The sequence below is a fragment of the Specibacter sp. BI4 genome (assembly GCF_056680095.1).
Genome location: NZ_CM155265.1, coordinates 4,452,600 through 4,476,280 on the forward strand (window position 1 = coordinate 4,452,600; position 23,681 = coordinate 4,476,280).

The 23,681-nt window shown below is 57.3% G+C and carries 17 protein-coding genes; 14 read left to right on the plus strand and 3 right to left on the minus strand.

What is annotated here, in order from left to right; translation table 11 throughout:
* Positions 1 to 146: 146 nt before the first annotated feature.
* Positions 147 to 1,544, minus strand: a complete 1,398-nt coding sequence (locus AC1L6K_RS20105) for an IS1380 family transposase (RefSeq protein ID WP_480949419.1) — start codon at positions 1,542 to 1,544, stop codon at positions 147 to 149.
* A 79-nt stretch (positions 1,545 to 1,623) separates the two neighbouring features.
* Positions 1,624 to 2,772 (minus strand): hypothetical protein, encoded by a 1,149-nt coding sequence (locus AC1L6K_RS20110; protein WP_480950589.1) that lies wholly within the window; start codon positions 2,770 to 2,772, stop codon positions 1,624 to 1,626.
* Positions 2,773 to 2,956: 184 nt separating this feature from the next.
* On the opposite strand from AC1L6K_RS20110, the gene AC1L6K_RS20115 reads away from it, so the two are divergent.
* From AC1L6K_RS20115 to dcm, 8 genes are all read left to right on the plus strand, one after another.
* Positions 2,957 to 4,249, plus strand: a complete 1,293-nt coding sequence (locus AC1L6K_RS20115) for a restriction endonuclease (RefSeq protein WP_480950590.1) — start codon at positions 2,957 to 2,959, stop codon at positions 4,247 to 4,249.
* Positions 4,250 to 4,445: 196 nt separating this feature from the next.
* Positions 4,446 to 4,670, plus strand: a complete 225-nt coding sequence (locus tag AC1L6K_RS20120) for a hypothetical protein (protein WP_480950591.1) — start codon at positions 4,446 to 4,448, stop codon at positions 4,668 to 4,670.
* Positions 4,671 to 5,438: 768 nt separating this feature from the next.
* Entirely contained in the window at positions 5,439 to 6,479 is a 1,041-nt protein-coding gene (locus AC1L6K_RS20125; protein ID WP_480950592.1) for a hypothetical protein, read from the plus strand.
* Complete coding sequence (locus AC1L6K_RS20130; protein ID WP_480950593.1) at positions 6,476 to 7,081, plus strand: hypothetical protein; 606 nt, start codon at positions 6,476 to 6,478, stop codon at positions 7,079 to 7,081. The genes AC1L6K_RS20125 and AC1L6K_RS20130 overlap by 4 nt, the downstream gene beginning before the upstream one ends.
* A 15-nt stretch (positions 7,082 to 7,096) precedes the next feature.
* Positions 7,097 to 9,154: a hypothetical protein gene (locus AC1L6K_RS20135; protein WP_480950594.1), complete on the plus strand. Its 2,058-nt coding sequence runs from the start codon at positions 7,097 to 7,099 to the stop codon at positions 9,152 to 9,154.
* 275 nt (positions 9,155 to 9,429) lie between these two features.
* Entirely contained in the window at positions 9,430 to 10,641 is a 1,212-nt protein-coding gene (locus AC1L6K_RS20140; protein WP_480950595.1) for an HNH endonuclease, read from the plus strand.
* Positions 10,642 to 10,962: 321 nt separating this feature from the next.
* Positions 10,963 to 12,165, plus strand: a complete 1,203-nt coding sequence (locus AC1L6K_RS20145; RefSeq protein ID WP_480950596.1) for an MvaI/BcnI family restriction endonuclease — start codon at positions 10,963 to 10,965, stop codon at positions 12,163 to 12,165.
* Positions 12,166 to 12,395: 230 nt separating this feature from the next.
* Positions 12,396 to 13,706 carry a DNA (cytosine-5-)-methyltransferase gene (gene dcm / locus AC1L6K_RS20150; RefSeq protein WP_480950597.1) on the plus strand — a complete coding sequence of 437 codons (1,311 nt, stop codon included), beginning with the start codon at positions 12,396 to 12,398 and terminating at the stop codon, positions 13,704 to 13,706.
* Here the strand turns inward: dcm and AC1L6K_RS20155 are convergent.
* Entirely contained in the window at positions 13,703 to 15,079 is a 1,377-nt protein-coding gene (locus tag AC1L6K_RS20155) for an MvaI/BcnI family restriction endonuclease (protein ID WP_480950598.1), read from the minus strand. The two genes, dcm and AC1L6K_RS20155, sit on opposite strands and share 4 nt — an antisense overlap.
* A gap of 647 nt (positions 15,080 to 15,726) precedes the next feature.
* Between AC1L6K_RS20155 and AC1L6K_RS20160 the strand changes: the two genes are divergently transcribed.
* The 6 genes from AC1L6K_RS20160 (at position 15,727) to AC1L6K_RS20185 (ending at position 23,681) form a co-directional block, all read left to right on the plus strand.
* Positions 15,727 to 16,749, plus strand: coding sequence for a DUF4192 domain-containing protein (locus AC1L6K_RS20160; protein ID WP_480950599.1), 1,023 nt, complete (start codon positions 15,727 to 15,729; stop codon positions 16,747 to 16,749).
* Positions 16,750 to 16,799: 50 nt separating this feature from the next.
* A complete protein-coding gene (locus tag AC1L6K_RS20165) occupies positions 16,800 to 17,036 on the plus strand; it encodes a glutaredoxin family protein (protein WP_480950600.1) in 237 nt (78 codons plus the stop codon).
* A 413-nt stretch (positions 17,037 to 17,449) separates the two neighbouring features.
* Positions 17,450 to 17,860, plus strand: coding sequence for a hypothetical protein (locus AC1L6K_RS20170; RefSeq protein WP_480950601.1), 411 nt, complete (start codon positions 17,450 to 17,452; stop codon positions 17,858 to 17,860).
* Positions 17,857 to 21,435 carry a MobF family relaxase gene (gene mobF, locus AC1L6K_RS20175; RefSeq protein ID WP_480950602.1) on the plus strand — a complete coding sequence of 1,193 codons (3,579 nt, stop codon included), beginning with the start codon at positions 17,857 to 17,859 and terminating at the stop codon, positions 21,433 to 21,435. The genes AC1L6K_RS20170 and mobF overlap by 4 nt, the downstream gene beginning before the upstream one ends.
* Before the next feature lie 27 nt (positions 21,436 to 21,462).
* Positions 21,463 to 22,044, plus strand: coding sequence for a hypothetical protein (locus AC1L6K_RS20180; RefSeq protein WP_480950603.1), 582 nt, complete (start codon positions 21,463 to 21,465; stop codon positions 22,042 to 22,044).
* 221 nt (positions 22,045 to 22,265) lie between these two features.
* A complete protein-coding gene (locus AC1L6K_RS20185) occupies positions 22,266 to 23,681 on the plus strand; it encodes an ATP-binding protein (RefSeq protein ID WP_480950604.1) in 1,416 nt (471 codons plus the stop codon).

Genomic DNA, 23,681 nt, shown 5'->3' on the forward strand with positions numbered 1-23,681 from the left:
ATCCACCGATCCGGTTTGGAGATTGTCTGAATCTCAGTTCTTGACGGTTTGGCGTTTTTGGGCAGCGGTGGGTGGCGGCCTCGCTGCCGGTGGTGTTCCACTTTTGGTTCCTTGGGTTGGGCCGGGTTCGGCTTGGTTGACGGGCTTTATGCGGCTTGTGGTGGTGCGTGGGTGGCGGTGAAGAGGTTCACCCACTCGGTTTTCCAGGGCCAGTGGTGGGGTAAGTGCAGCTGTTGGCGTCGTGCGCTGGAGGCTATTCGGGCCGGGACGTTAATGATCTTGCGGCGGATCGTGCCGGTCCTGGCCTTGGCGAAGTGGCCGGAAGCGAGGACCCCGGTGGTGCGGGTGAGGTTGTAAGCCATGACCGCTGCCACCAGCCATGCCGAGTTCGCCGCGAACTTGCCCGAGGGCAGATGGGCCAGTGCACTGTCTTTGAGATCTGCGTTGACCTGCTCGATTCGAGCATGTTTGCGATGAACCTTGTCGGCAGCAACCGCGTCAAGCTTGTCTTCGGCAATGGTGGTGAAAAAGGCATGGAACCGGTACGTGTCAAAGAGTGCCGGCTGCCCGGCTGTGGCTTTGGGGTTCAGCTCGGGGATGCGGCGCACGACCAGGCGCCCGGGGACCCGCTCGCTGCTCTTTCTGGAGGAAAACGCGGTGAACGGGATCTCCGCGACTTCAGCCACAGACACCCATGCTTGGGTGTCTTCGTCATAGATGGCGTTGGTGTACTTAATGGGCGTCCACGCATCCTGTGCGATCTCCGTGATCGCGCGTTTGACGGCCTTGTTCATCGGGACCGTGACCGTAACATCGGCCCCACCGGCCAACGCTGCACTGACGGAGGGGTAGCCGTAGTAGGCCGAATCAAAACGACACACCACCGGCCCCGGCGTCTTGGTTCGCTTGAGAGTGCCCAGTGCTTCCGTGACGAACTTGTTCGCACCGCGGGCGGAGTTCGCAGCCCCTTTCCGCAGGCGCTGGCCAATGATGACGGGGGCAGTGTCTTCCCGGGACGCGGTCGCCAACACGGCATTCAGGCCCCGGACCTTGGAATAGCCATAACCGGAACCCTGCTTCAAGTACCCATGAACTTCGACGATCGTGTCGTCAACATCAACAAAGACGAACTCGCCGTCCCCGGCCGGGGCACCGAACAAGGGTGCTTTCAGTGCCAGATTGACCAGAAACCGGGAGGCGACAGCATCGAGTTGTTTCACATGCCCGAACGTGAAGGAGCGCAGGAACGAGCCCAGCGTTGACGGGGCGTAGCAACCCTTGAAGGATTTCTTCATCCCGCCGTGGCGCAGCACGGCCATGTCATCAATGGAATCGGCCCCGGCAACCATGCCCGCCACCAGTGCAGCGACCTTCAACCCGGAGTTCGCTCCCTTGTCCGACGGGACCGTGAGCCACTCATCAGCCAGGGAATGCAGGCCCGCATCCTGGGCCAAACGCATCACCGGAACCAGTCCCGTGGACGACACAAGGTTCTCCTCATCAAAGGAAACTGACACGGCCGTGCGGGTATGGGAAACTAACATCTACGAGATGTCCTCTTTTAGGTATGAAAATTTGACTGTGGTAAGCCATATTTTCCCCTAAAAGACGGGCATTTCGTGTTTAAACCGCCGAGCAACCCCCAAAACCTATCGGTGGATCAAGGCTAAGAACGCCAGAGACAGGTTCAGTCGTGAAGTCATGATGGATTTCCACTGCCTGTTCTGCGTCAATCGCACGCAAGCGGATCCAGATAGACCGTAGGGCTTCTACCTGCTCGTTGCTGACCTTCCCAGCCAGTGTTTTGATGCGGTTGGATTGTGTGCGGTAGTTCGTGCTGGCAACTTTGGCTGTGCCTTCCCGAGCCGATTTGCTGTTGCCTTTAAGGTTGGATATCTCGCCCGGTAGGGTTGTCAGGTCTTGCTTGTCGTCGTCCGTCAGGGTTCCAAGGGTGGTCACCAATTCAACGGCGGCAGCCCTACCAAGAAAGTCCATGGCGGTGCGGACACTTGTTGACACTGCATCCACAACAATGGTTGGAACCTGCTCTGCTTTGAGAACAGCAATCCTGCTCTTTGCCTCTTGGGCGACGGATCCATATGTTGCCGTCATGCTTGTAACAAGTTCCAAGCCAGGGGGAATGAAGGACAGTTCTGTGGGGCTCTTGCCTACATGGACTGATGCTGACTGGCTGTCATACACAGCAACCCTAGGCAAGTCAGTGTTGTCAGTTTCTACCCGTGGGTTCCACTCATGGTCCAGGTCGGTGCCGCCCAACTGATACCAGACTTTGGCTTGGGGTTCAGGTTGTTCGGGTTGGAAGACATCGCCCTTGATTTCTTCTTTTGCTTTTGCGTGACAGCACGATTTAAGGATTCTCGTGTATCCGCTCTTGCCCACGCCATTCAAACCGAAAATGATGTTCAACCCAGCAGGTTTGAGTGTCAGTTCAGCCCCAGGACGCAGACGATTGACGCCCTGGATGTGTTGGATCTTGGACAGGGCCACCGGTGGGGCTGCTGATGAACTGCTGGGGACATGCTTTTGAGTGAATGGGACTACGGCAGGGTTGCTGAATGTGGTCTTTTCGCCATCCCGTTCGTCAAGGCTGACGTTGTCTTTGAGGTTGGCTTCATAGGCAATATCTGTCAAGACTGCGATGTCTTCGTCAGGTAGTTCGGCTGTAGTTGCATGCCGTCGAAGGGCATCCTGTTGCCATGGTTTGAGTGTCGCCGAAAATACAATGAGTTCGTCGTAGATACTGCCAGCCACGGTGGTGCTCCCCAGATAGTTTCGTATTCCTCATGCTACCCATGAATAGCAATGGCAAGAGACGTGTGTTTCGTCAGTTGTGAATCGCACATATCAACGCTAAGCCGCAGGCCATCCTGGGCCTACTGAAAGAAGAATACTGGCCTGCCCTGGCGGCCTCGGGGTCTGCTCCCGCATCACACCCATGAACAGTTCACTGGGGATCATATTGACCAGTAACATGCCAAAAATCTCAACAGCTACAGGCAGCGCGACGTACGCAGCGTGGCTGACCGGTCCGGGCGTCATGAGAAGCTATGGTTCCAATATGAATACGCCGTTTCGTTCTCGCCATAATCAGGAGATCCTGCTTGCTGATTGGAGCGATGCGGAGGATCTAGCAGCATGGTACATGCGCACACATCTTGGAATGCAGGACGCCAGAACCACAGGTTCTGGCAATGACCAAGGCATCGACGTTGTCTCCGATCGCGGAGTCGCCCAGGTGAAACATACGGCGGTCCCAGTTGGGGGTCCCACAGTTCAGTCCGCACTCGGTGCGGGGCATGGAAACGTAACCGTGCTCTTCTTTTCCCTGTCAGGTTTCACTCGTCAAGCTGAAGAATTCGGGGAACGAGCTGGAGTTGCCCTGTTTAACTTTGACATCTATGGAGATGTGCGTGCCCATAATGTCCATGCCCGTCATCTTGTGACGCTTGGCGGCCGTAAGCGGACCTTGAATGTTGAGGAAGTACGCTTAAAAAGGCTACGTGAGAAGGCTCTGCCGGCCATGACAAAAATGGAACAGCGCCGGAGCGAAGTCGACGCTCTGGCCGCTGAACTCGAGAACACCACCGGCCTCGAAAGCGACAGCCGTACCTTGGCCTGCATCGTCGGGGAGTACGCGGGATTCCTGCACACGATTGGAGCCCAACGATTGGGTATCGATGAGCTTCTGGCGATTCTCGACGACGCGAGGGCTGGCAGAACTCGGATGGGAATCTACGACAAGCCGGAGCTCATCCCCGTGCCAGCCATAGAAGCCGGGTGCCAAGGACTCATTGAGCTTTACGAGGAAATCGACGACATAGAGTCTCTCCGCCTCCTCACCGCCAGCAAATGGGTTAAGAAGTTCTTCGACTGGGATATTCGCAGAGAGCACATAACTTACCTCATTGAATTTGCGAGATTCTCGCCGTTGGACAAGGAACCACCTCTAGAAGCCATACAGCTCGAAACCACCATCGAAATGGGCAGCAAGCTAAATTCTTCTATTGCATCGCGTTGGCTAGACAACTTTCCCGAGGGCCTTGACTTGAGCTCGTTCCTTGCGGCGGCAAACAAAGACCCCATCGGACGTGAACCGGACCACTGCAAAGGGTTGCTCGAGCACTTCTGGTTGATCGAACTTGAAAACGAAGACACGCCCCCTGCATATCCCCTCGGATACGAAGCCCAAGACATAGAACGAGTTCGACAAGCTCTCAATGCACAATGACTATTCTTTCCTTCGCCATTTAGGCTCTTGTTTTAGCTCCTAAAAAATCAGTCTGACGTTCTTCCAGACAAGCCACGATGAATAGCTCACTTGATCACTCGAAATTTCCTATGGCTAGCTTTGCTGGTCATGTCCGCTCCAGATACACAACCTCAGCACCGACAATCGATCAGGCCACGCGCGTAAAATAGTCACCATGGACAGCGACCTCCACGCGATCGGGCACCACATACGTGGCCCACTCTGCCCAGAAATTGAACCCGCACCCGAACAGCGCCGCTGGCTCACGGAAAAGCACTCCCCCTTTTCAAACAATAACAATCACCATCCACGGCGTATCATCAACTTTGAAATCGACCAAAATTCCCTAAAACTCAATGATTTTGAGAACCAACAACAAAACCCGATACCCAGATGGTGAGATTCTCTTGGTCGTGGGTTCAATTCCCGCCCGGGGCACACCGCCCGGTGCACACAAAAGAGCCTCTGACCTGCGGTTATGCTCCGCAGGCCAGAGGTCCTTAATGGCCAAAACAGCCCACGTCACGTTTTACTCACGTTTTTGAACGAAAAGTTGATCATGTTTTTGGCATGCTTTGGGGCGGGATAGGTTCAATTTCTGGTCACGTTTTTGAGTGAATGCCCAACGATTGTCATAGTCTGTCACCAACACTCCGGGAATCGTGCGGACGCCGCTCCGTACCCACCAGCATTGCGCCTACTCTAAATGTCATCCACATGACTATCCACATCCTAAGACGCCGGACAGTTTGTGAATGCTCAATTGTTCCCATATTCGAGCCGCAAAGCTCGGCGTGAAGCCGTCCAAATCCTAACGTTCAGCACGGACGATAATCAGCCAAACGCCTTCAGGCAGCATCGGCCACATGGCTTCATGTCCGTGACGACAGCCGGTGCAATAGGACTGACTCATGACGCTGCCGAGGACTGTTGCGCGGCCAAAGCCTGCAGTTGAACTGTGGACGCACCAAACGCCCTAGCGGCCAGCACTGCTGGCATGGCTGAACATGGAGCAGGTCAACTTGATCCAATTCTCGACTATCTGCACGAACAGCGCTTTCCGCCTAGTTTGCTCGACAGTTCTGGTCACAGCGACCGCAACAATGATTATGCCGGCCCATGAGTAGTCGATATGCTGACGTTACCGAACGAAGCTAGAGGGGGCCCATTGTCAGTTCAGCTTGCCGTGGTGGGCTCGGGCGACATCGACTTCCGCTTCCTGGAAACACGATTCTCTGGCCCCGCAGGCGCGCGCGACGCGTTCGAACGCCTTGTTGCAGACATCGTCGGAATCGTTCATCCCGATGTTCAGGAGGTTCAGGCGAACCCTGGCGACTGGGGTATCGACGCATATGTCGGAGAACTCGAAAATGGCGGCGAAGTCCATATCTGGCAGTCTAAGTACTTCATCGCCGGATTCGGTTCGACGCAGCAGGGCGATGTGCGGGAGTCGTACAAGTCGGCCCAGAAAGCCGCAAAGGAACATGGTTACAAGATTGCTTCCTGGACGCTCTGCATTCCGTGCGAACTCGACGGACCAATGCTCACTTGGTGGGAGGGATGGCAGAAGCGAATGGCCAAAGCTGACGATCTGACAGTGAGCCTCGAATCTGCTGGGCGGCTTCGGCGACGACTCCAGTCACCGGCCGGGGCGGACGTTAGAAACCACTACTTCTCGCCTCTTTTCCCACTGCCGCACACAACTGAGCTCCCGGAGAGCTCACGGGGACTGGAGGAGCTTATCGACGACGCCAAGTACGACGATGCTTTATTCGTACGCCAGATGAACGAAGCTGGATTGCCAGAGACTTTCGCTGCTCGTGAAGCGTTCTTCAATGCCGAGATCTTGGAGCGCGAGGTCACGGATAAAGGAATCAAGTCCGAAGTTTCTGCGCTATCGACATGGCGTGTGCGGGTGTCATCAACTTGGTCGATAGCCTTCAATACGGAGTGCCAAACGTCGGCCGTGCGACGCTTCCCTCAGCTATATGGCAACGTGGCCGAAAGCATCGAAGCGAGTCACGTGCAAGAGGCAGCGAACCTCAGAGCACACGTCATTCACGGCATCGGCCTTCTGCATCAAGCTGTAGATAATGGTCGTGCAGGATGGGTCCGAGATTGGCGTGATGTCGCCAAAGACCACCGTTCAGGGATCTCCAACAGCAATCCCAGCCTACGCACTGGGGAAGGAACGGAGGAAGAGTCGTGAGCACCCCGATAGACCCCAACGGCAACGCAACATCGACTCTGCGCGCCGAGTCCGTACCCGCATTTCGGATGGCACAGCTTCTTCTTGTACTAGTGAGTGCACAGGTTCAGGGCAAAAGGCTAGATCTCGAGCGTCTATCAGTCATCGAGTTCCTCTCGGCGAATCCGTTCTTGGTGCTGGAGTCGGATTCCCCCGCCTCCAGCCAGCTGCATCTGCAGGGATTCGGACGTCACTCCATCACCTACGCATCCCCGAGCCAGCGCTTCGTGTCCCGACGCGAACGAGTCGCTTCGGACATCGCCCAAATGGTCTCTTTCGGGCTGGTTCGACTCGCTGTTCACGACGGGGCAAGAGTGTTCACGGTCACCGATCTGGGACGACGATCTGCGGACCGTTTGTGCTCGGTATACGCCGACGCATACCGACTCAGCGTCGAGACAATTACACCCATCGTGATAAAGCTTTCTCCGACGAGGATGAGGGATCAACTCGAGACATGGCTTCGCGTAGACCCGGTGCTCTTTGACCTCATCGACAGTCCGACAATCGGCGAGTTCGAGGCTGAAGCCTCCGAGCTCACATCACGCGACATACTCTTCTAGGAACTGCCAACGACCATGACCACTTCCCCCGCTTTCAACATACGTGCGCTCCGGTTGCTCGGTCCAAACCACAAGTATCGCGTCGACTTTACAGAGGCTGATGGCAAGGGCCTACCCCGGCAGCTGTCGATTATCGCTGGAGAGATCAGCACCGGCAAGACCACAGTGCTTGAGCTCATCGACTGGTGCCTCGGCGCGAAGGAGCACCCCGAACACGACGAAGTATTGGCCAATGTACGGTCCGCTCAGCTTGCCGTGGATATTGCGGTGCCCGGCGGTGGCCCGCCCGTGCACTATGTCATCGAGCGGGCACTCGGCTCGAGGGTGACGAGAGCCTACCTCTATGCAGGTGACCTTGACACGATGTCTGGCTCACCTCTTCGATCCTTCACGTCCGACCCCTCCGACCCGGACTCCCTGTCTCATTACCTCTTGCAGCTGTGTGGCCTCAGCGGTCTCCGCTTGGACCAGTCGCCGTCGCAGGAGGACTCGAAAACCAGCGTTCTAAGCTTCAGAGACCTGCAACCGCTCTGGTTCCTAACCAACCGGCGACTCGACAATGGCGACCTCGTATACGAGAGACAGCCGCACCGTTCCATCAAGCTCAATCAAGTGGTCAACATTCTGTTTGGGGTATCCGACAACGAGCATTCAACGTTGTCGCGCGCCGTCGAAGATCTTGCTGCGGAAGAACGGGAGCTCACGCGAGCAGTCCAGACACTTAGGACGTTCATGACCGATGCAGGGTTCACCACCATCGGAGAGATTGACTCGGAGTCCGACGGTCTCAGGGTCCAGGTGGCTGCACTCAACGCACAACGGCAGACCATCGACGGCAACATCTCAGCCAGTGGCGACTTCACCGCTGAGTTGCGCGCCAGCTACGCTCGCAACGAGAGAGACGCACAGCGCATTCAGGCCGAGTTGCGAGACCGAGATACTCTTGCTCGCCGCCTCGAGCCCCTTCGCTCTCAGTATGCAGATGAGATACGCCGTCTCGATCTCGTCGCTGAATCGCTAAATCTGTTCGACTCTCTCTCCGTCGTGACGTGCCCGGTTTGCCAGAACAAGCTCCAGTCTCCGCCCGAGATCGTGGACGACGAGTGTTCACTTTGCCACTCACATCTGAAGTCAGATGTGACCGATGGCGAGAGCGTTCCAGACCTCTCCACGGAACGGCGCAGTCTTGCGCGACGTCTGAAGCAGCTTCTTGAGTTTGCTCAAGAGGTGCGGGCAGAGGGTGACGAGCTTCGGAGGAACCTGAGCATCGCCGACACGAAGGTACGAGAGGCCCAATCAGCGCTCGACCAGATCTCGGGCGAAGTCATCTCTCCATTCCTGACGCAACGCGATGCAATCCAGCAGTCGCTCGGTGACACTCGTGTAGAACTCAAAACGATGCTCCGAGCCCGGCAGATGCTTCTACAACTCCAGCAGAAGGAAGTGGAGCTGCTGCAAGCGTCAGCCGCTCTCAAGGACGCGCGAGCGCGCAAGGCTCAGTATTTGAAGAACGAGACGCCGCGGGACACCATTCTCGACAGGATCGGCGAACGCCTCTTCAAGATCCTCGAAGACTTCGGCTATCCGAAAGTCGATCTTGTGCGCGTTGAGCGGAACCTCGTGCCATTCGTTCGCGGGCGCCGCTATGACAAAGTCGGCTCTTCCGGGGCCATGACACTCATCGCACTCGCTTGGGAACTCGCGCTCTTCGAGTTGGCGTTCGAGGAAGGTTCGGGCCACCCCGGATTCGTCATCATCGATAGTCCCCAAAAGAACCTCGTCCCAGGCTCCGTAACTGTGTCTCCTGTACCAGACACGGGAACAGACGATGACGGCGCCGAGATCGGCCGACTCATCACCACTCGCAGCCGGAACATCGTGGAGAACATCTACCGCCACGTCGTTGGCTGGCTCGTCACGCACCCCGGTGCGCAGGTCATCTTCGTTGATAACCAGCCTCCGTCTGTCGCTGACCAGCACATCGTTGTCCGATACACGCAGAATCCCGATGATCCGCCGTATGGTCTCATCGACAATGAAGACGGCCGTGCATCGGAAGTCACGAGTAGCTGACGGACGAGGACAAGCTGCGAGGAGATCCGCTGGTTTAGCTGGTTTAGGTGGTTGAGCTTTCTAAAGCATTCGACACCACGCTGAAATTCCATCCGATACCGACCCGAAAGATGGCATACTGGCTCCCCCTTTTGACCCCAAAATACTTGCTGTTGCCTACCTCAGCGCATCATCAGAGGGGCGCAGTGTGGGTGCGTTTGGGTGTGGGAAAGCGACACTCCTGCGAGCTGTTTTGCGCCATGCAACTCTTACATCACGTTGGGTTAAGCTAAGGCATGTCGCTCACAGCAACCGAAGCCGCCGCAAGATTAAGAATCCACCCCAAAACGCTCCGTCAGAAACTGCGCGACGGAATCATCAAGGGTCACCAGGTCAATGGGAATACTTGGGTCGTGGAGGAAGGCGACCTAGAAGCCTATGTGCGCCAAGGGAACAGCGACCTTGTGAAGCTTGGCGGCGGCACTCAATCTTCAGTCCTACCCGAAATGGCACGAACTATCCTGGCTTTAAACGCCACAGCGGCGAGTACTGAAATTCATACTCCCATGCCACTCCCTGGCGGGCAGCCGGCAGCATGGCTCCTCTTGGCGGTGGGCGATGATCGGGCTTTTGGTAGCAATGATGGCTACGACGACGAACCGGAATCCCACTATAAATGGGACAGCACGGTCCCAAACCACTCTCGAATTTCAGTCGGCGACGCAGTGGTCCTGTGGGACAAGAAATCCAGCATCGGCGCGTCGATCGTCGAGTCAATCGAGACCTCGACGAGAACCAAACCCGTCTATAGCTGTCCGAACTGCGGAAAGGCCCATATCAAGCCCCGCAAGACGAAGGCGCCGCGATACAGATGCTTCAAATGCCACACTGACTTTGAACACGCCATCACGACCATAAAGGAAGTCGTGGAATACACCTCGGCGCACGGCCGTGGCTGGGTCGATCTATCTGGTGCACTCTCGGGCGCCCTGCTGCGCACGCTCTGTGAAAGCCCAAAATCGCAGCTCAGCTTGCGACCACTCAAATGGGATGAATTTAGGAAAGCCGTCGCGGAGACGAACGGTATTGAAGTGCTTTCAGTCGTCGAGGCTTCGCAGCGAATGATCAATGGTGGGCACAAAACCGCGAATGTGCGCGTTCGTATTGGCCAGGACGCCTTCCGCCGGTCGCTACTTGCAAAGATGGGGTCCATCTGTGCCTTTACAGGCAAGAGCCCCGCCGCCGCCCTCGAGGCTGCGCACCTCTACAGCTTTGCGAAAGTAGGTGAACACCACGAACACGGGGGGCTCCTCATGCGTCGCGATCTTCATAGGCTCTTCGACTTAGGCCTCATTGCAATTCACCCTGAGTCGCTGACAATCGACGTCTCACCGGCCCTGCTGGAATATCCCACGTATCAGAACCTTCAGGGCCTGCCGCTGACAGTCGCGGCCAGCTCAAACCAGGTGGATTGGCTGAAAGAGCATTGGATTGAACACCGACAATGAGCCATTTTGGACTGAAACCTATTTACGACCTCTGCCACGCAGACTTCTGATAATTGATCTAGAAAGCCTTGATCGCAATCGCCTCCTCTCGACGTCTTTAGCCCTGCAGAGGAGCGCCGCCATCTCATATCTACATCATTAGCCCTCGGACAACGACGCATAGAGCAATCTGTTGCGAATTATGCCCGCGTTCACGTTCCACGAATCGCCCTTATGCAATGCGGGCATGACGTTTAGCAGCACGTCAAAATTGGCTCGGTTTACTCGGGACAGCACGACTATCAGAATAAGAAAGACGAGCCGACCATTTACGACTCACCTATGTCCTACGCACGAACGATCACCGACGAGTTCGATTTCGTCTCGGGCGAGATTTTCGCCAAGATTCTGACGACGAACGATAACAACAGCAAGCATGGCGTCCTGATTCCACCAGCAAGCTACGGATTTTTTCCAGAATTGCCAATCATGGACCCTAAGGAAAACGCTAGCAAAATTTTCTCCGCGACTAACACAACTTCGAAGCAGGCCAGTGATCTCTCGTGGCGCTATTACCAAAAGTACCCTGAACGCAGGATCACGCGAGCTAGCCCGCTTCTAAACGACCACGCCCATGGCCGTCGTCTAATCATCATGACCCAGATTAGATACGCATCCGGAGAAATTGTTTACTATGTGGATGTTGTCCTTGAGGATCTAGATCCGCGGTTCACTGCACTCGTGGGGATCCTTTTCGCAGGAAGTAGCTTGACGAGCCCTGGTGCCTACGTGCTACTACCGCTTGACGCTTCCCAATTTGTCGTGGATGAAAACCTTGGAGAGCTCTTGAAGAGATTTGACGAGGTGAAGGCGCTGGGGTGGGTGGACAGCCTTCGCACGGGCGACACAGGGATCGGATACACATTCGAATCGCTTGTGGGGATCGAAGAGAATAACAGCCCCGAAGCAGACTTTCATGGCATTGAGATCAAGTGCAAACTTCAAAATGGAAAACAGTCATCATCAGGAAAGATCAACCTGTTCCAGTGCGGCCCTCAATGGCTAATCTCTGGACCCATGCTGAGCCGTATCCACGTCATCGGGGCACCCAATGACAAGGGCGTCATGTCATGCTACTCACAGGTCACTACAACCGGAAACAATAAGGGCCTTTGGCTTGGTCCTTCGACTTCCCCTCCGAGTCTCAGCCTCTTCAAAAACGACCAGGTCCTCGGCAAGTGGAATCACAAAAAGCTGTCCGATCGGTTAGAGCAAAAGCATTCAAGGGCTGTTTTCATCGTGGCCGAGAGCCGCAAAAATGGCGGCCACGTCCAGTACCGGTATACGGGCCTCTTGTATTGCGAACGCCCCCATATCGATCGGTTCGTTTCTCTTGTCGCGGCCCGGCGCATCATCTTCGAATTCGCCATGCGTCTGAACGAAAAAGGGAAGGTTCGTAACCACGGGTACCCTTGGCGTCTTGTCGACGAGCGAGACTTGGACCAGCTGTTCGCCTTTCAAATCCAGTTGAGAAAAGAACCATAGTCCCGTTCCCTCCCAGACACTGGCGAGCCGCCACAGGCGCACCTCTGCTTTTACCTCACGATGACAAATGTCGATAGCCGCTCTGCTCCTTCGCCCCGTTGGAATCACCGCACAATCTAACTCGAAGAGATGTTCGATACACTGCGGCGTGTCGATTTGAACATACGAGTAAAATGGGGAATATTAGTGGACAGAATGACCGTACAAATTCCCCATGAATGGAGCGTTTCATGACGCTAGCACCAGCCGAACAAGCTACCACCCCCCGAGCCCTGCTGCAGGAGCTGCGTAAGACCTACAGCCAAGCCAAGCTAGCCGCGCTGCTTGAGGTGGTACCTAAGACTGTCGCTCGCTGGGAAGCCGGAGAAACAGAATGCCCGCCGTACCTTAGAGCGGCCCTAGAAGAGATTCAACATCACCGCGCAGAAGCAACTGTCCCGACTCCCGTCAGCGCGCCATCGTTTCGATTCATTGACTTGTTTGCCGGAATTGGCGGGATTCGTTTGGCTTTTGAGTCAATCGGCGGTGACTGCGTCTTCACTTCGGAGTGGAATAAGTTCGCTCAACAGACCTACGCTCGGAACTTCGGACACGTTCTGCCTGGCTTCGTGGACGGCCTCCACGAAGAGGAATCCGGCCACGTGTTCGCGGGTGACATCACGAGGATTGACGCGGCCACTATCCCGGACCACGATGTCTTGCTGGCGGGGTTCCCTTGCCAGCCATTCTCAATCGCTGGGGTCTCGAAAAAGAACTCACTGGGGCGCGAGCATGGATTTGCTGACGCGACTCAAGGGACCTTGTTCTTTGATGTCGCCCGTATTATCGAGGAGAAGCAGCCAAAAGCTTTCATGCTTGAAAATGTTAAGAACTTGCTGTCACACGACAAGGGACGTACTTTCAAAGTTATCGAGCGGACATTGACGGAAGAGCTCGGCTACGCGATCCGTTTCAAAGTTGTCAATGGCGCCTCCTACGTGCCGCAAGGCCGACAGCGCATCATTATCGTTGGATTCAAGGACCCATCGGCGTTCGAGGGGGACGATGGGTTCAGCTTTGACAATCTTGTGTCCCAACGGAATGTGGACGGTAGCTCGAAAATAATCAACCCGACTATGGTCTCAATCCTTCATCCTGAGGACGGTTCCGAGGTCGCAGAGGCTCCTTTCACAGAGGGTAAGAAAGCCACTGTGAACGAGAAGTACATCCTGACACCGAACTTGTGGATCTACCTGAAGAACTACGCGGCTAAGCACCGTGCCGCTGGCAATGGCTTCGGATATGGTCTGGTCGGACCGGAATCGGTGGCCCGCACCCTGTCGGCCCGCTACCACAAGGACGGTTCAGAGATCTTAGTCTCTCGTGGCATCGGAGAACGTCCGCGCCGGCTGACGCCGCGTGAGTGCGCCCGCCTTATGGGCTTTCCTGAATCGTACGAGATCCCGGTCTCTGACACTCAGGCATACCGACAGTTCGGCAACAGTGTCGTAGTGCCGGCTGTGACTGCCGTTGCCGAGGAAATGAAACGATTCCTCGGTTAGAATAGGTCGACTTTCTCGTAGGATTCGTAGATCTGGGACAGCTGGTTGTGCTTAATGCGGATCTGGTTCCGGGGCTTGGACTGCCACCTCCCGTTGCCTAGCAGCGTGGTGTGACAGCCCGGGTCGTAGGAAATATGTCCAGCAGCCAGCGCTTCCAAAAACAGTAGAAACGTGGTGCCCTCACCAAGGTGTGTATGTGAACCAAACGAAAACTGATTCCCGGCGACTGGATCTGTCCGGCTCATGGATGGCAGGTACGCTGCTTGAGCGTGTTTGCGTTTCCAATGCCCTAGCAGCTTGGCGAAGGACCAGCCGGCAGCGACGTCACCTTCGGCGTCGATGAGGTTGATCGCGCCGTCCGCGGTGATCCGGTCCTTGGCAATACTTGCGTGCGGGTCGTAGCCGGAAAGCTCCAGCCGCAGCCCTGTGGTAGCGTTCGGCCCTTGTCCGACGCTATGGCGGCCGGTGAAGTCGTAACGGTCAGCCCGCGTTTGCCGTCCATACTGGTGCACGAACCAGGTAGTGTCATGCTCGGCGTATTTCCCGCGGTCAGGCTGCGGGGTGAACAGGGTGACCGGTTTACTTGCCGCCCTGTGCCACGCCGCGACGTTATATTGTTTGACTTCCCATCCGGCGAAGTCAGGGTCTGCGAAGCCATTTGCTGTAATACCCAAATGTGCTTCGAGAGTGTGCCCGCCACACCTGTTGCCCACACAAGGACCGAACCTTCCGTCGAGTTGTAGCTGGCTGGAAGCCACCCACCCGAGTCGGTGTATTCTCCCGAATTCCGAAAGCAACAGCTCCCTCCCCTGTAGCTGCTGGTCCTGCACATTGAAGCGGAAGGGGACCAACAGGTCTTGGTCCTCTTCCGCTATTGATCGGATATACGCAGCAGCGGGGCTGTGCACGCTGGCAACGAGGCCATATACCTGCTGCTTCTCCTCGTTAACTCCAATAAAGAGAATGCGGCCGGGTTCCTTACCACGGCGTACAGGACTCATGAATTCGTTAGGTGCCCCTGGGCTTCCCTTGAGGAATCCGGAGAATCTCACTTCAGGGTACTGAGGATAGTAGATCAGCTGGGCATGAGGGGCAGGCGAGGCTCCCTCGGGCGAAAGCCACGTCCAGTTGACGCTGGCATGATATATCGGGCGGTCGCCAGCGCCTGGCTTATTGGATGCACCTGGATACTGGAGGACATCCCCCGAAGGAAGCATGGAGACAGCGCTCAGGTCCGGTCCAAGGTATATCTGGTTCTTCGAGTTATTGTTAGGTCCCAAGAGCTTGAAGACTCCAGATGCGCAGCCGTGGGCGCGAAATAGAGACCGGACAGAGTCCAGCGATATCTGATCTTGCCAGAGTTCTTCAGCCATCTGGCAAGCCTAAACCAAACTTTTAATTTGTCACTTCGACCACACGCAGGTGACCGCTTGCCTGTCCAGCTCAAAACTCTCTGTCCTTGAAATTCAAGCTAAGAATCAAGTCTGAAGACTCAGCGAAAGAATGCTGGCCATTACACGTTTTATTAACGTGAAGTGCTGATCAAAATTTAGAGAAATCTCGTCAAAGCTGTGGTGTGTCGCTTGCCTGACCGTTGTTTGCTCCAAACGTGCGGTCAAGTAGTAGAAACCAAGCGACCAAATGAACATCGTCGATTACGACGACCGCCGTAAGCCACTGTGGAAGCGCCTTGAGCTCGACGACGGTCATCGGATATCGGCGAGCACAGCCATGGATCACTATGAACAGGTGCCCAACCACGTTGTGCCTTCTGGTATCCCATCATCGCTGGGCGGGCCCTCCACGCAACCAGGGCGCTACGCGCCGGTCCCTCCTCCAAAAATTCTTTCTCGGCGCTCCTGCGTCGCTTATTTCCTCGCAACTATTTTTGCCCCGTGCCCGGTTCCCCAAGTTGCATTCCGGCCCCTAATACCCAGCGGTGATTCCTTTTACCAGAAGGCACCAACAGAGCAGGCGGCCGCGAACACCCAGCCACCGTTCACCAATGAGGAGCAAGACAATGGAACCGATCAGAATCAGCAGCCCGGCCGACGCCATCAGCTACATCGGCCACAGCCTCGGATACTGGCCACAGGAAAGCCTCGTCTGCGTCGCCCTCGACGGGGCCGCCCTCGGCCCCACTCTCCGCGTGAACCTCCCCGGCACCGAAGACATCGGCGAGAGCTATGCCGAGCGCGTCGCCCAAGCGGTCGGCATCGATCGCGACGCCACCGCCGTCCTCATCGCCCTGTTCACCCACCAGCCATGGGGCAAGGGACACACCAAGCCCTTCACTGCGATGATGCAAGGACTCAAGCGACGGTTCTTGGCTGCCGGGCTGCTCGTCCATGACGTGTGGATCGTCGGCCCCGAATCCTTCGCCATGTACGACGAAACCAACCCCACCACCTGCGGCAAGGAAACCCCACTGGCTGCCATTGAATCCAGCACCGTCAACGCCGAATTGGTCTACCACGGAAGCGTCATCGAACAAAACGACGCGCCTGCCATCCCCGAATTGTTCGCCGCTGTCGACCACGACGCGGTCGAGTCAGCAATGCGAGACATGACCACCAACCCCGCCAAGAGCCTCGACGCGGCCTACCAGCTGTGGATGGATCTCATTGACCACGGCACCGAACCCACCCACGACCAACTGGCCGAAGTCCTAGCCGGGCTGCAGCACGTCGGGCTCAGGGACCAAATCCTGGCAGACATGCCCGGTATCGACGAGCCCATGGGATCCACACTCTTTGGCGCCACGGACGAAGCCCCGCAATGGGACCGGATCGACAGCTCCGAGAAGCTGCTGCGGCAACTGCTCACCATCGCAGCCCCAACACATGCTGCTGCCCCGTTGACAATGCTCGGCCACATCTGCTGGTGGAAGGGCAAGGGAACTGCTGCTGCGAACTACATGCACGTCGCTCTGACGTTCGCCCCCGACTACCACCTCGCTAGGTTGCTGGACCAGATGCTCGCCGCCGGCGTCGTGTCCGGCTGGGCGCAACACAAGGACACCGCGTATAGGAACCACCAGTAGCAATTCCAATCGATCCAGCACCAGTGGAAGCAGAGAGCGAGGCGAGGACTATGAGCATCACGGTCTATAGCAAGCCGGGTTGTCAGCAATGCAAGTTCACCTGTCTGGCCCTAGACCATGCCGGCATCCGTTATAGCCTCGTTGACCTGACCACCAATGCCGCCGCCCTCGAGTACGTCCAAGATCTCGGCTACTTCCAGGCCCCAGTCGTTGTCGTCAATGACCACCACCACTGGTCAGGATTCAACCCCATCGAAATCGAACGACTCCGCCTCGCCATCCAATAATTTCCCCCACATAGGAGATCCAGTGCCGCATGAGAACATCATGCGGCACTCCCCTGTGCCCCCACCAACCCACCAATTTTTCCTTCTGCACGTCTCCGCCGCCAGATCCTGTCAAAGCCAGACCTCTCAGCAGAATCACCGCACCCCACCATGGAGCTGCCACAACCATAAAATCCTTCACACTGTTGGCACCCAAGCAGGTGGCCGTCACGGCCGCGTGACGGCAATGTGACGTTTGGTCATGGTGTAAACCGGCCGAATCACCATGGACAGGTATGACAACGCGAACCTGCCCCGGATGCAACGCCATGTTCACACCCGCCAGCCCCCGGCAGCTCTTCTGCCGACCGGCGTGTGCCCACCGCCAGCGGCAACGAAATTACCGGCAGAGCCTTCAGGATGAAGAGCTGCGGATGACCGGCCACGTTGACCAGTCCAAGACGCACAACCAGGAGGCGATGGCTGCGCTCACCGCCTTATATGAGGCTTCGATCCGGAACCTGCGGTCCATGAATAAGCGCAAGCTCGCCATCGTGACACGGTCATTTGAGGACAGGCTGGCCGGCGCCTATGAACAGCTCAACGAAAGCGCCCAGGCAGTTTCCCGGGCGCAGTCGAAGGTCGATGAGCTGCAACGCTCGGTGAAGCGCTTGCAGTACGAATACAAGCAGCGTGAGCTCAGCGAAAAGCAGGCCGTCAAGGACATGCAACAACTCGCCGCCCGGCTCCTGGGATTGCATTCTGACGCAAACACCCGCCTCGACAAGACGTCCGCCGCGATCTTTGCACGCCGCGGCTGGAACACAGAAATGGGCAAGTCATGACCGTCTCCATAGCCCGCCTCTCCACCGAAGCTGGCGTCTCCTATCTGCTGAAGACCACCAGCCATGCTGACGTCGAAACCCGGGACCTCACCGGCTACTACACTGCCGCCAGCAACCCGCCCGGTCAATGGTTAGGTGCAGGACTTCCCGGTATCGGAATGAATCCCCACGCCACCGTCACCGATGCAGCCGCGAAAGCCCTCTTTGAACGAGGCGAACACCCCACCACAGGAGCATCCCTAGGCCACACACCGAACAAGGCATCCACCGTCACCGGTGCCAACGGCCAGCCCGTGCGCCGGGCTGCGGTGGCCGGTTTTGACCTCACTTTCAGTGTGCCCAAATCCGTCTCCGTGCTTTGGGCTCTGGGCAGCGACGAGTACAAGGACAAGGCCATGGCAGCCCACCACGCGGCCTTGGAAGCCACTCTGGCCTGGTTGGAGTCCTCCGCCATCCACACCCGGGCCGGACACGGCGGCGTGGCCCACGTTGGCGTCCACGGCGCCATTGCGGCGGCCTTCGACCACTGGGAGTCCCGCTCCGGAGACCCCCAGCTGCACACTCACGTCGTCATCGCCAATAGGGCCCAACGCCTCAGCGACGGCGTTTGGACCACCCTGGACTCACGCACCCTCTACAAGGCGACCGTGGCCGCCAGCCAACACTACAACGGGCTCCTCTACGACCAACTCGGCCGGGACCTGGGAACAGAGGCCGAAGTCCGCGCACCTACCAGCGCCATCCACAATTACCGTTTCGAACTCTCCGGCGTCGACGATAAACTCCTCCGCGAGTTTTCCAGCCGTTCCCGGCTGATCGACATCGAGGCAACCCGGCTCATCCACGACTGGTCCGACACCCACGGTCGGGAACCCAGCAACGCAGTCAAACTCAGAATGCGCCAACAGGCAACGCTATCCACCCGCACCGCCAAGAACCACGACGTCGTCCCCCTGAACACCCGGACCCGCCAGTGGCGCGAACGAGCCCAGGCCAAGGGTTTCGATCCCGAGGTGGTGTTGGCGGCAACCATCAACCGTTCCCACACGCACCCGCTCAACGCTGCCGACGCCGACACTGCCTGGATCGACAGCACTGCCGGGCTGGTCAAGGACTTGGTCGCTAGGCGGCGGGCCACCTGGAACCGGTGGAACCTGATCGCCGAAGCGGAACGGGTGTGTCTTGAGATCCGCTGCGCCACGGCCACCGACCGGATCCGCCTCATGGATGCCATCGCCACAGCCGCTGAGGATCAGTCTGTGGCGCTCAACGAGTTCCGCTATTCCATCCCGACCACCACATCCTCCGACTTGGTCTTCAACGGGCGCAGTGTCTTTGACTTGGCCAGCGCCCACCTGTTCACAGATGTCTCGACACTGGCGAACGAGGAGGCAATCATGAATGCCCACACGCACGACGCCGGCCCGCACCTCGAGCACACGACCATCCAGAACGCCCTCCAACAGTTCCGCAACACCCGGGGCGAATCCCTGCAGGGCGAGCAACGCAGGACCGCCGAGGCCGTGCTGTCCAGCGGGAGGCGGCTGGACGCCGTCGTCGGCCCGGCAGGGACCGGCAAGACCACCACGATGAGCGCCGTCAAAGCACTCTGGGAAGACAGCTTCGGGACAGGGACCGTGGTGGGGCTGGCCCCTGCTGCCGCCTCTGCCGACGTCCTAGGCCACGAGCTCGGAGTGTCCACGGACAATGTGAGCAAATGGCTCTACGAATCCACCGGCCCCGGAGCAGCAATGCGGGCAGGACAGTACGCGGAAGCCGCACAAAGGTACCAGGCAGCCTGTCAGTCCCTACGGATGGACACTCAGGCCAGAAGGGCCTTGGAGCGCCTTGCGCAGCGCATGAGCGCCCTCACAGCGACCCAAGCAAAGTGGCAGTTCCGGTCCGACCAGCTGGTCATCATCGATGAAGCGTCCATGGTCTCCACGTATCAGCTCGCCGCCCTCCTGGACCAGGCCACAGGTGCAGGGGCCAAGATTCTGCTCGTCGGAGACCCGGCACAGTTGGACTCCATCGACGCCGGCGGCGTTCTGGGCTGGCTGGACCGGACCGGCTGCGCACAACAGCTCAGCACGGTCTGGCGCTTCACCAATGTTTGGGAACGCCCCGCCTCCCTGAAACTACGCATAGGCGACATCGACGTCATCACCGAATACACAGCTCATGAACGCATCAGCAGCGGTACCTACGATGCAATGGTCGATGATGCCTACAACCGCTGGGACGCCGATATCCGCAACGGGAAGACCTCGATCCTCGTCGCTCCTGACAACGACACCGTCGCCATGCTCAACGAACGCGCCCAAGCAGACCGCGTCGGATCCGGCGCCGTCGACGCAGAAGCCACCGTTGACCTCAGCGACGGACTCCATGCCGGACGCGGCGACACCGTCCTGGCCAGGCGCAACGACCGCCACCTCCTCGACGAGACGGGCGACTTCATCCGCAACGGCACCCTCATAACAGTGTCTGGTTCACCCAATCCGGACGGTTCCATCGCAGGGATCCGACAGGACAACGGTGCACGAATCATCCTGGGCGCCAGTTATCTGGCCGAGTCTGTGGAGCTCGGCTACGCCACTACAGCCCACCGCTCCCAAGGCATCACAGTGGACACCGGCCACACCCTCGTCAGCGAAGGCAGACTGACCCGGGAACTGTTCTATGTTTCCATGACCCGGGGGAAGGCCGGCAACCACGCCTACATCAGCGAGCCAGACCCCCGCGACCACCACGGCGTGGACCCATCCTCCCTGCCCAACTGGCGGGAAATTCTCAGCTCCATACTCTCCATCGAAGGCGCCGAACATACAGCCCACGAGATCCGCGAGGAACAACGCAACCAAGCCAGCTCCCTGTCCCACCTACTCGCCGAACATGACTACCTCGCCCAAATCGCTGCTTCCGACGACGTCACCCACCTCATCAACACCCACTCCCCCGGCTCTTTGGCTGAAATGCAGGCGTCCCCCTCCTGGGGCGCCATGGTCGCAGCCTGGCGACGCACCGCAGTCACCAATAGATCCCTCGCCGAGCAAGCCTTGGCCGGCGGGCTGGAGCCAACAGCCGACGCCCGCGACGTTGCCGCCGTCGTGCACTCACGCCTGCAGGCCATCCATCGGAGGCAACCCACCACAGCAACACTGACGTTTGCGCCCACGTCAGTGCCCACTGACAGGGAGGATCTCCGGGAACTGCTCAACGACGTTCAGCAGCGCATCACCAAACGGCTGTCCGCAGTGGTCGTCCATGCCCTGGCCAACGAAGAACCCTGGGTGGACGCACTGCGCGCACAAACTGGCCTGCAAGCCAACGACGAGGCCTGGAAATCCCTAGTGCGGGACGTGGCCGGGTACCGCGACCGCTGGGACATCGACAACCCTGCGCTGCACCTCGGGGCACCTCCCAGCGCTACCGAATGGGACCAATCCGACCAGCGAACCCGACTGGCGGCCCGCATCACCGCCGCCAAGACCAGCAACTCCGCGGCAAGCGAGACGCCCAAACCGGCAGCCACGATCCATGCACCCATGCCCGTTGTCGGCCCCTCGCTGTAAAATCGGTCTATAGGCGGAGGTCGAATCATGCGAACGAATCCGATGGTCAAACCCCAGACCGCATCCGGCTGGGCAGTCACACTCACCGTGATCAGCTGTGTCTGCCTCGTTATTGCTATTCGTGTGTTCCGGGTCCAAGCATCGGCCCCAGCAGCAGGACTGGTCTTCGTGGCTATCGCCTTAGTTCTGGCCGGAATCGCAACCGCCATTTGGTACTTCAGGATCCGTCGAACGAAGGCATGGATCGCCAATGCCGTCAAACAGTGGGAACATTTTTTCGCCGTGAAGAAAGGGCTCGGTGTTACGACTGAAGTCACAGTCCTAGACATCCACTCGACGGATCCACTTGGCGCGTGGGTGACCATTCGCTGGGATCATTTTGGCCACGTCCAGCGGGCTTGGGTGGAAGCACTCCCTGATGAAGTCTGGCGCGAGTCAGTTCTTCTGATTTCGCCTGATCCTGCCCAGATTCAGGTGCATGGACCGTGGCCTGAAACCTACTACCTGATGGTGGCGAATTATCACACCTACGCAGCGGCAGCGGCCCTCCCTTACATCACAGATCCAAAGTACCAACCACCCGTACGTGTCAACACGTCTAAAACCTAGCGAGCATTCGACCGATTGTTGCCGATCGCCAAACGGCAGGCATTATATGAGTCAGAGTGTTCCTGTCATCGTGCACCCTGACAAACGTAATGACTGGGTTCCGCAATCAAATTCCTCAATTGTCGTTACCTCGATATATGTTTGTGCATACTAACTAGGGGGAAATCTTGCACTTCGAAATCGTATCGCCAGGCCCACAACTAATGGAGTCCATGAGAGCGGTGGGCTACTCCCTAGAAACCGCTCTGGCCGACATCGTGGACAATTCGATTACAGCTGAGGCGTCTCATGTTGACATCAGATTTAACACCGAGCCGGGACATGCCTATGTGTCAATCAGCGACAACGGTTTTGGGATGGACGCCGCAGGCGTCCGTCACGCAATGAAACTAGCTGGCCACAACGCCCAGAACAGCCGCAAGACACACGACCTAGGTCGATTCGGTCTAGGCCTCAAGACTGCATCTCTATCCCAGTGCCGAAAGCTGACACTTTTCAGCAAAAAAGACAACCAAATTGTAGGTGTTCAATGGGACTTGGACTGCCTTGCAGCAACGGGTCAATGGCAGCTAAAGATCCTTGCAGAGAATGATTTAGCGGCATCTTCCCACGTGGCAGTTTTGGCTGACCAAGTATCCGGAACGGTTGTTCTGTGGGAGAACATCGATGTCTCCGACCCAGAGCATGAGAAATTTGCCGCAGATTTCACCGCTAAAATGGCGTCAGCGAAGAAACATCTTGCACTCATCTATCATCGTTTCTTGGAGGGCGAAGACGGCCGTAAGTTGACCATCAGCCTTAATCTCGATGCCATAAAGGCGATGGATCCGTTTTTGCGTCAAAATAGGGCACATCAACCTGGCCATAGGGAAACCATTCGGGTAGCCGGCGAGGAAATCACGCTTCGCCCTTACACCTTACCCTTTATCAACAAGATGACCCCCAAAGAGCGTGAACAAGCCCAGCTAACCGGTACTCTGCGCGATAGCCAAGGATTTTACATCTATCGAGCCAAACGGCTGGTCATCTGGGGGACCTGGTTTCGATTGGTACCGCGGAGCGAACTGGGCAAACTTGCTAGGGTGCAAGTCGATATTCCTAATACTTTGGATCATCTGTGGGCCTTGGATGTCAAAAAATCCGCGGCAAGTCCTCCTCCGGCAATTCGCCAGGCCCTCAGGCAAGTCGTCGATAGAATTCTGCAGCCAAGCGAACGCGCGTTTAAACATAAGGGCATAGTTGAAAACCCCAAACAGAGTCTGATTCGTACATGGTTGGGGCTGTCGAGCAGGGATGGATTCCACTATGAAATCAATCGTGATCACCCCCTGCTGGAGAACTTGACCGATCAGCTCAATTCCTCCCAACTACGATCTCTTGAAACCGCTTTGAAAGCCATCCAGTCTTCCTTCCCAGTTGCTGACGCGTATCTGAGAATGACAGGAGATCAACCCTTGCAATCACCTGAAACCGGAGAGGCAGCGTTGAAAGAACTGGCCTTTGGATACTGGCAACAATGGTCGGAAAGCAGCGGATCAGCAGAAGATTTCGTCAATGGTTTCAATGCAGCCGAGCAGTTCGCACAAAGCCGTGACGCCCGTGCGCTACTTACCGAAGTCACCCAGATGGAGCAATAA

What these genes read in the sequence shown, in the direction of transcription:
- AC1L6K_RS20105 (WP_480949419.1), bottom strand. Translation starts at nt 1,544, where the DNA reads ATGTTAGTTTCCCATACCCGCACGGCCGTGTCAGTTTCCTTTGATGAG.
- AC1L6K_RS20115 (WP_480950590.1), top strand. Translation starts at nt 2,957, where the DNA reads ATGAACAGTTCACTGGGGATCATATTGACCAGTAACATGCCAAAAATC.
- AC1L6K_RS20120 (WP_480950591.1), top strand. Translation starts at nt 4,446, where the DNA reads ATGGACAGCGACCTCCACGCGATCGGGCACCACATACGTGGCCCACTC.
- AC1L6K_RS20135 (WP_480950594.1), top strand. Translation starts at nt 7,097, where the DNA reads ATGACCACTTCCCCCGCTTTCAACATACGTGCGCTCCGGTTGCTCGGT.
- AC1L6K_RS20140 (WP_480950595.1), top strand. Translation starts at nt 9,430, where the DNA reads ATGTCGCTCACAGCAACCGAAGCCGCCGCAAGATTAAGAATCCACCCC.
- AC1L6K_RS20145 (WP_480950596.1), top strand. Translation starts at nt 10,963, where the DNA reads ATGTCCTACGCACGAACGATCACCGACGAGTTCGATTTCGTCTCGGGC.
- dcm (WP_480950597.1), top strand. Translation starts at nt 12,396, where the DNA reads ATGACGCTAGCACCAGCCGAACAAGCTACCACCCCCCGAGCCCTGCTG.
- AC1L6K_RS20155 (WP_480950598.1), bottom strand. Translation starts at nt 15,079, where the DNA reads ATGGCTGAAGAACTCTGGCAAGATCAGATATCGCTGGACTCTGTCCGG.
- AC1L6K_RS20160 (WP_480950599.1), top strand. Translation starts at nt 15,727, where the DNA reads ATGGAACCGATCAGAATCAGCAGCCCGGCCGACGCCATCAGCTACATC.
- AC1L6K_RS20165 (WP_480950600.1), top strand. Translation starts at nt 16,800, where the DNA reads ATGAGCATCACGGTCTATAGCAAGCCGGGTTGTCAGCAATGCAAGTTC.
- AC1L6K_RS20170 (WP_480950601.1), top strand. Translation starts at nt 17,450, where the DNA reads ATGACCGGCCACGTTGACCAGTCCAAGACGCACAACCAGGAGGCGATG.
- mobF (WP_480950602.1), top strand. Translation starts at nt 17,857, where the DNA reads ATGACCGTCTCCATAGCCCGCCTCTCCACCGAAGCTGGCGTCTCCTAT.
- AC1L6K_RS20180 (WP_480950603.1), top strand. Translation starts at nt 21,463, where the DNA reads ATGCGAACGAATCCGATGGTCAAACCCCAGACCGCATCCGGCTGGGCA.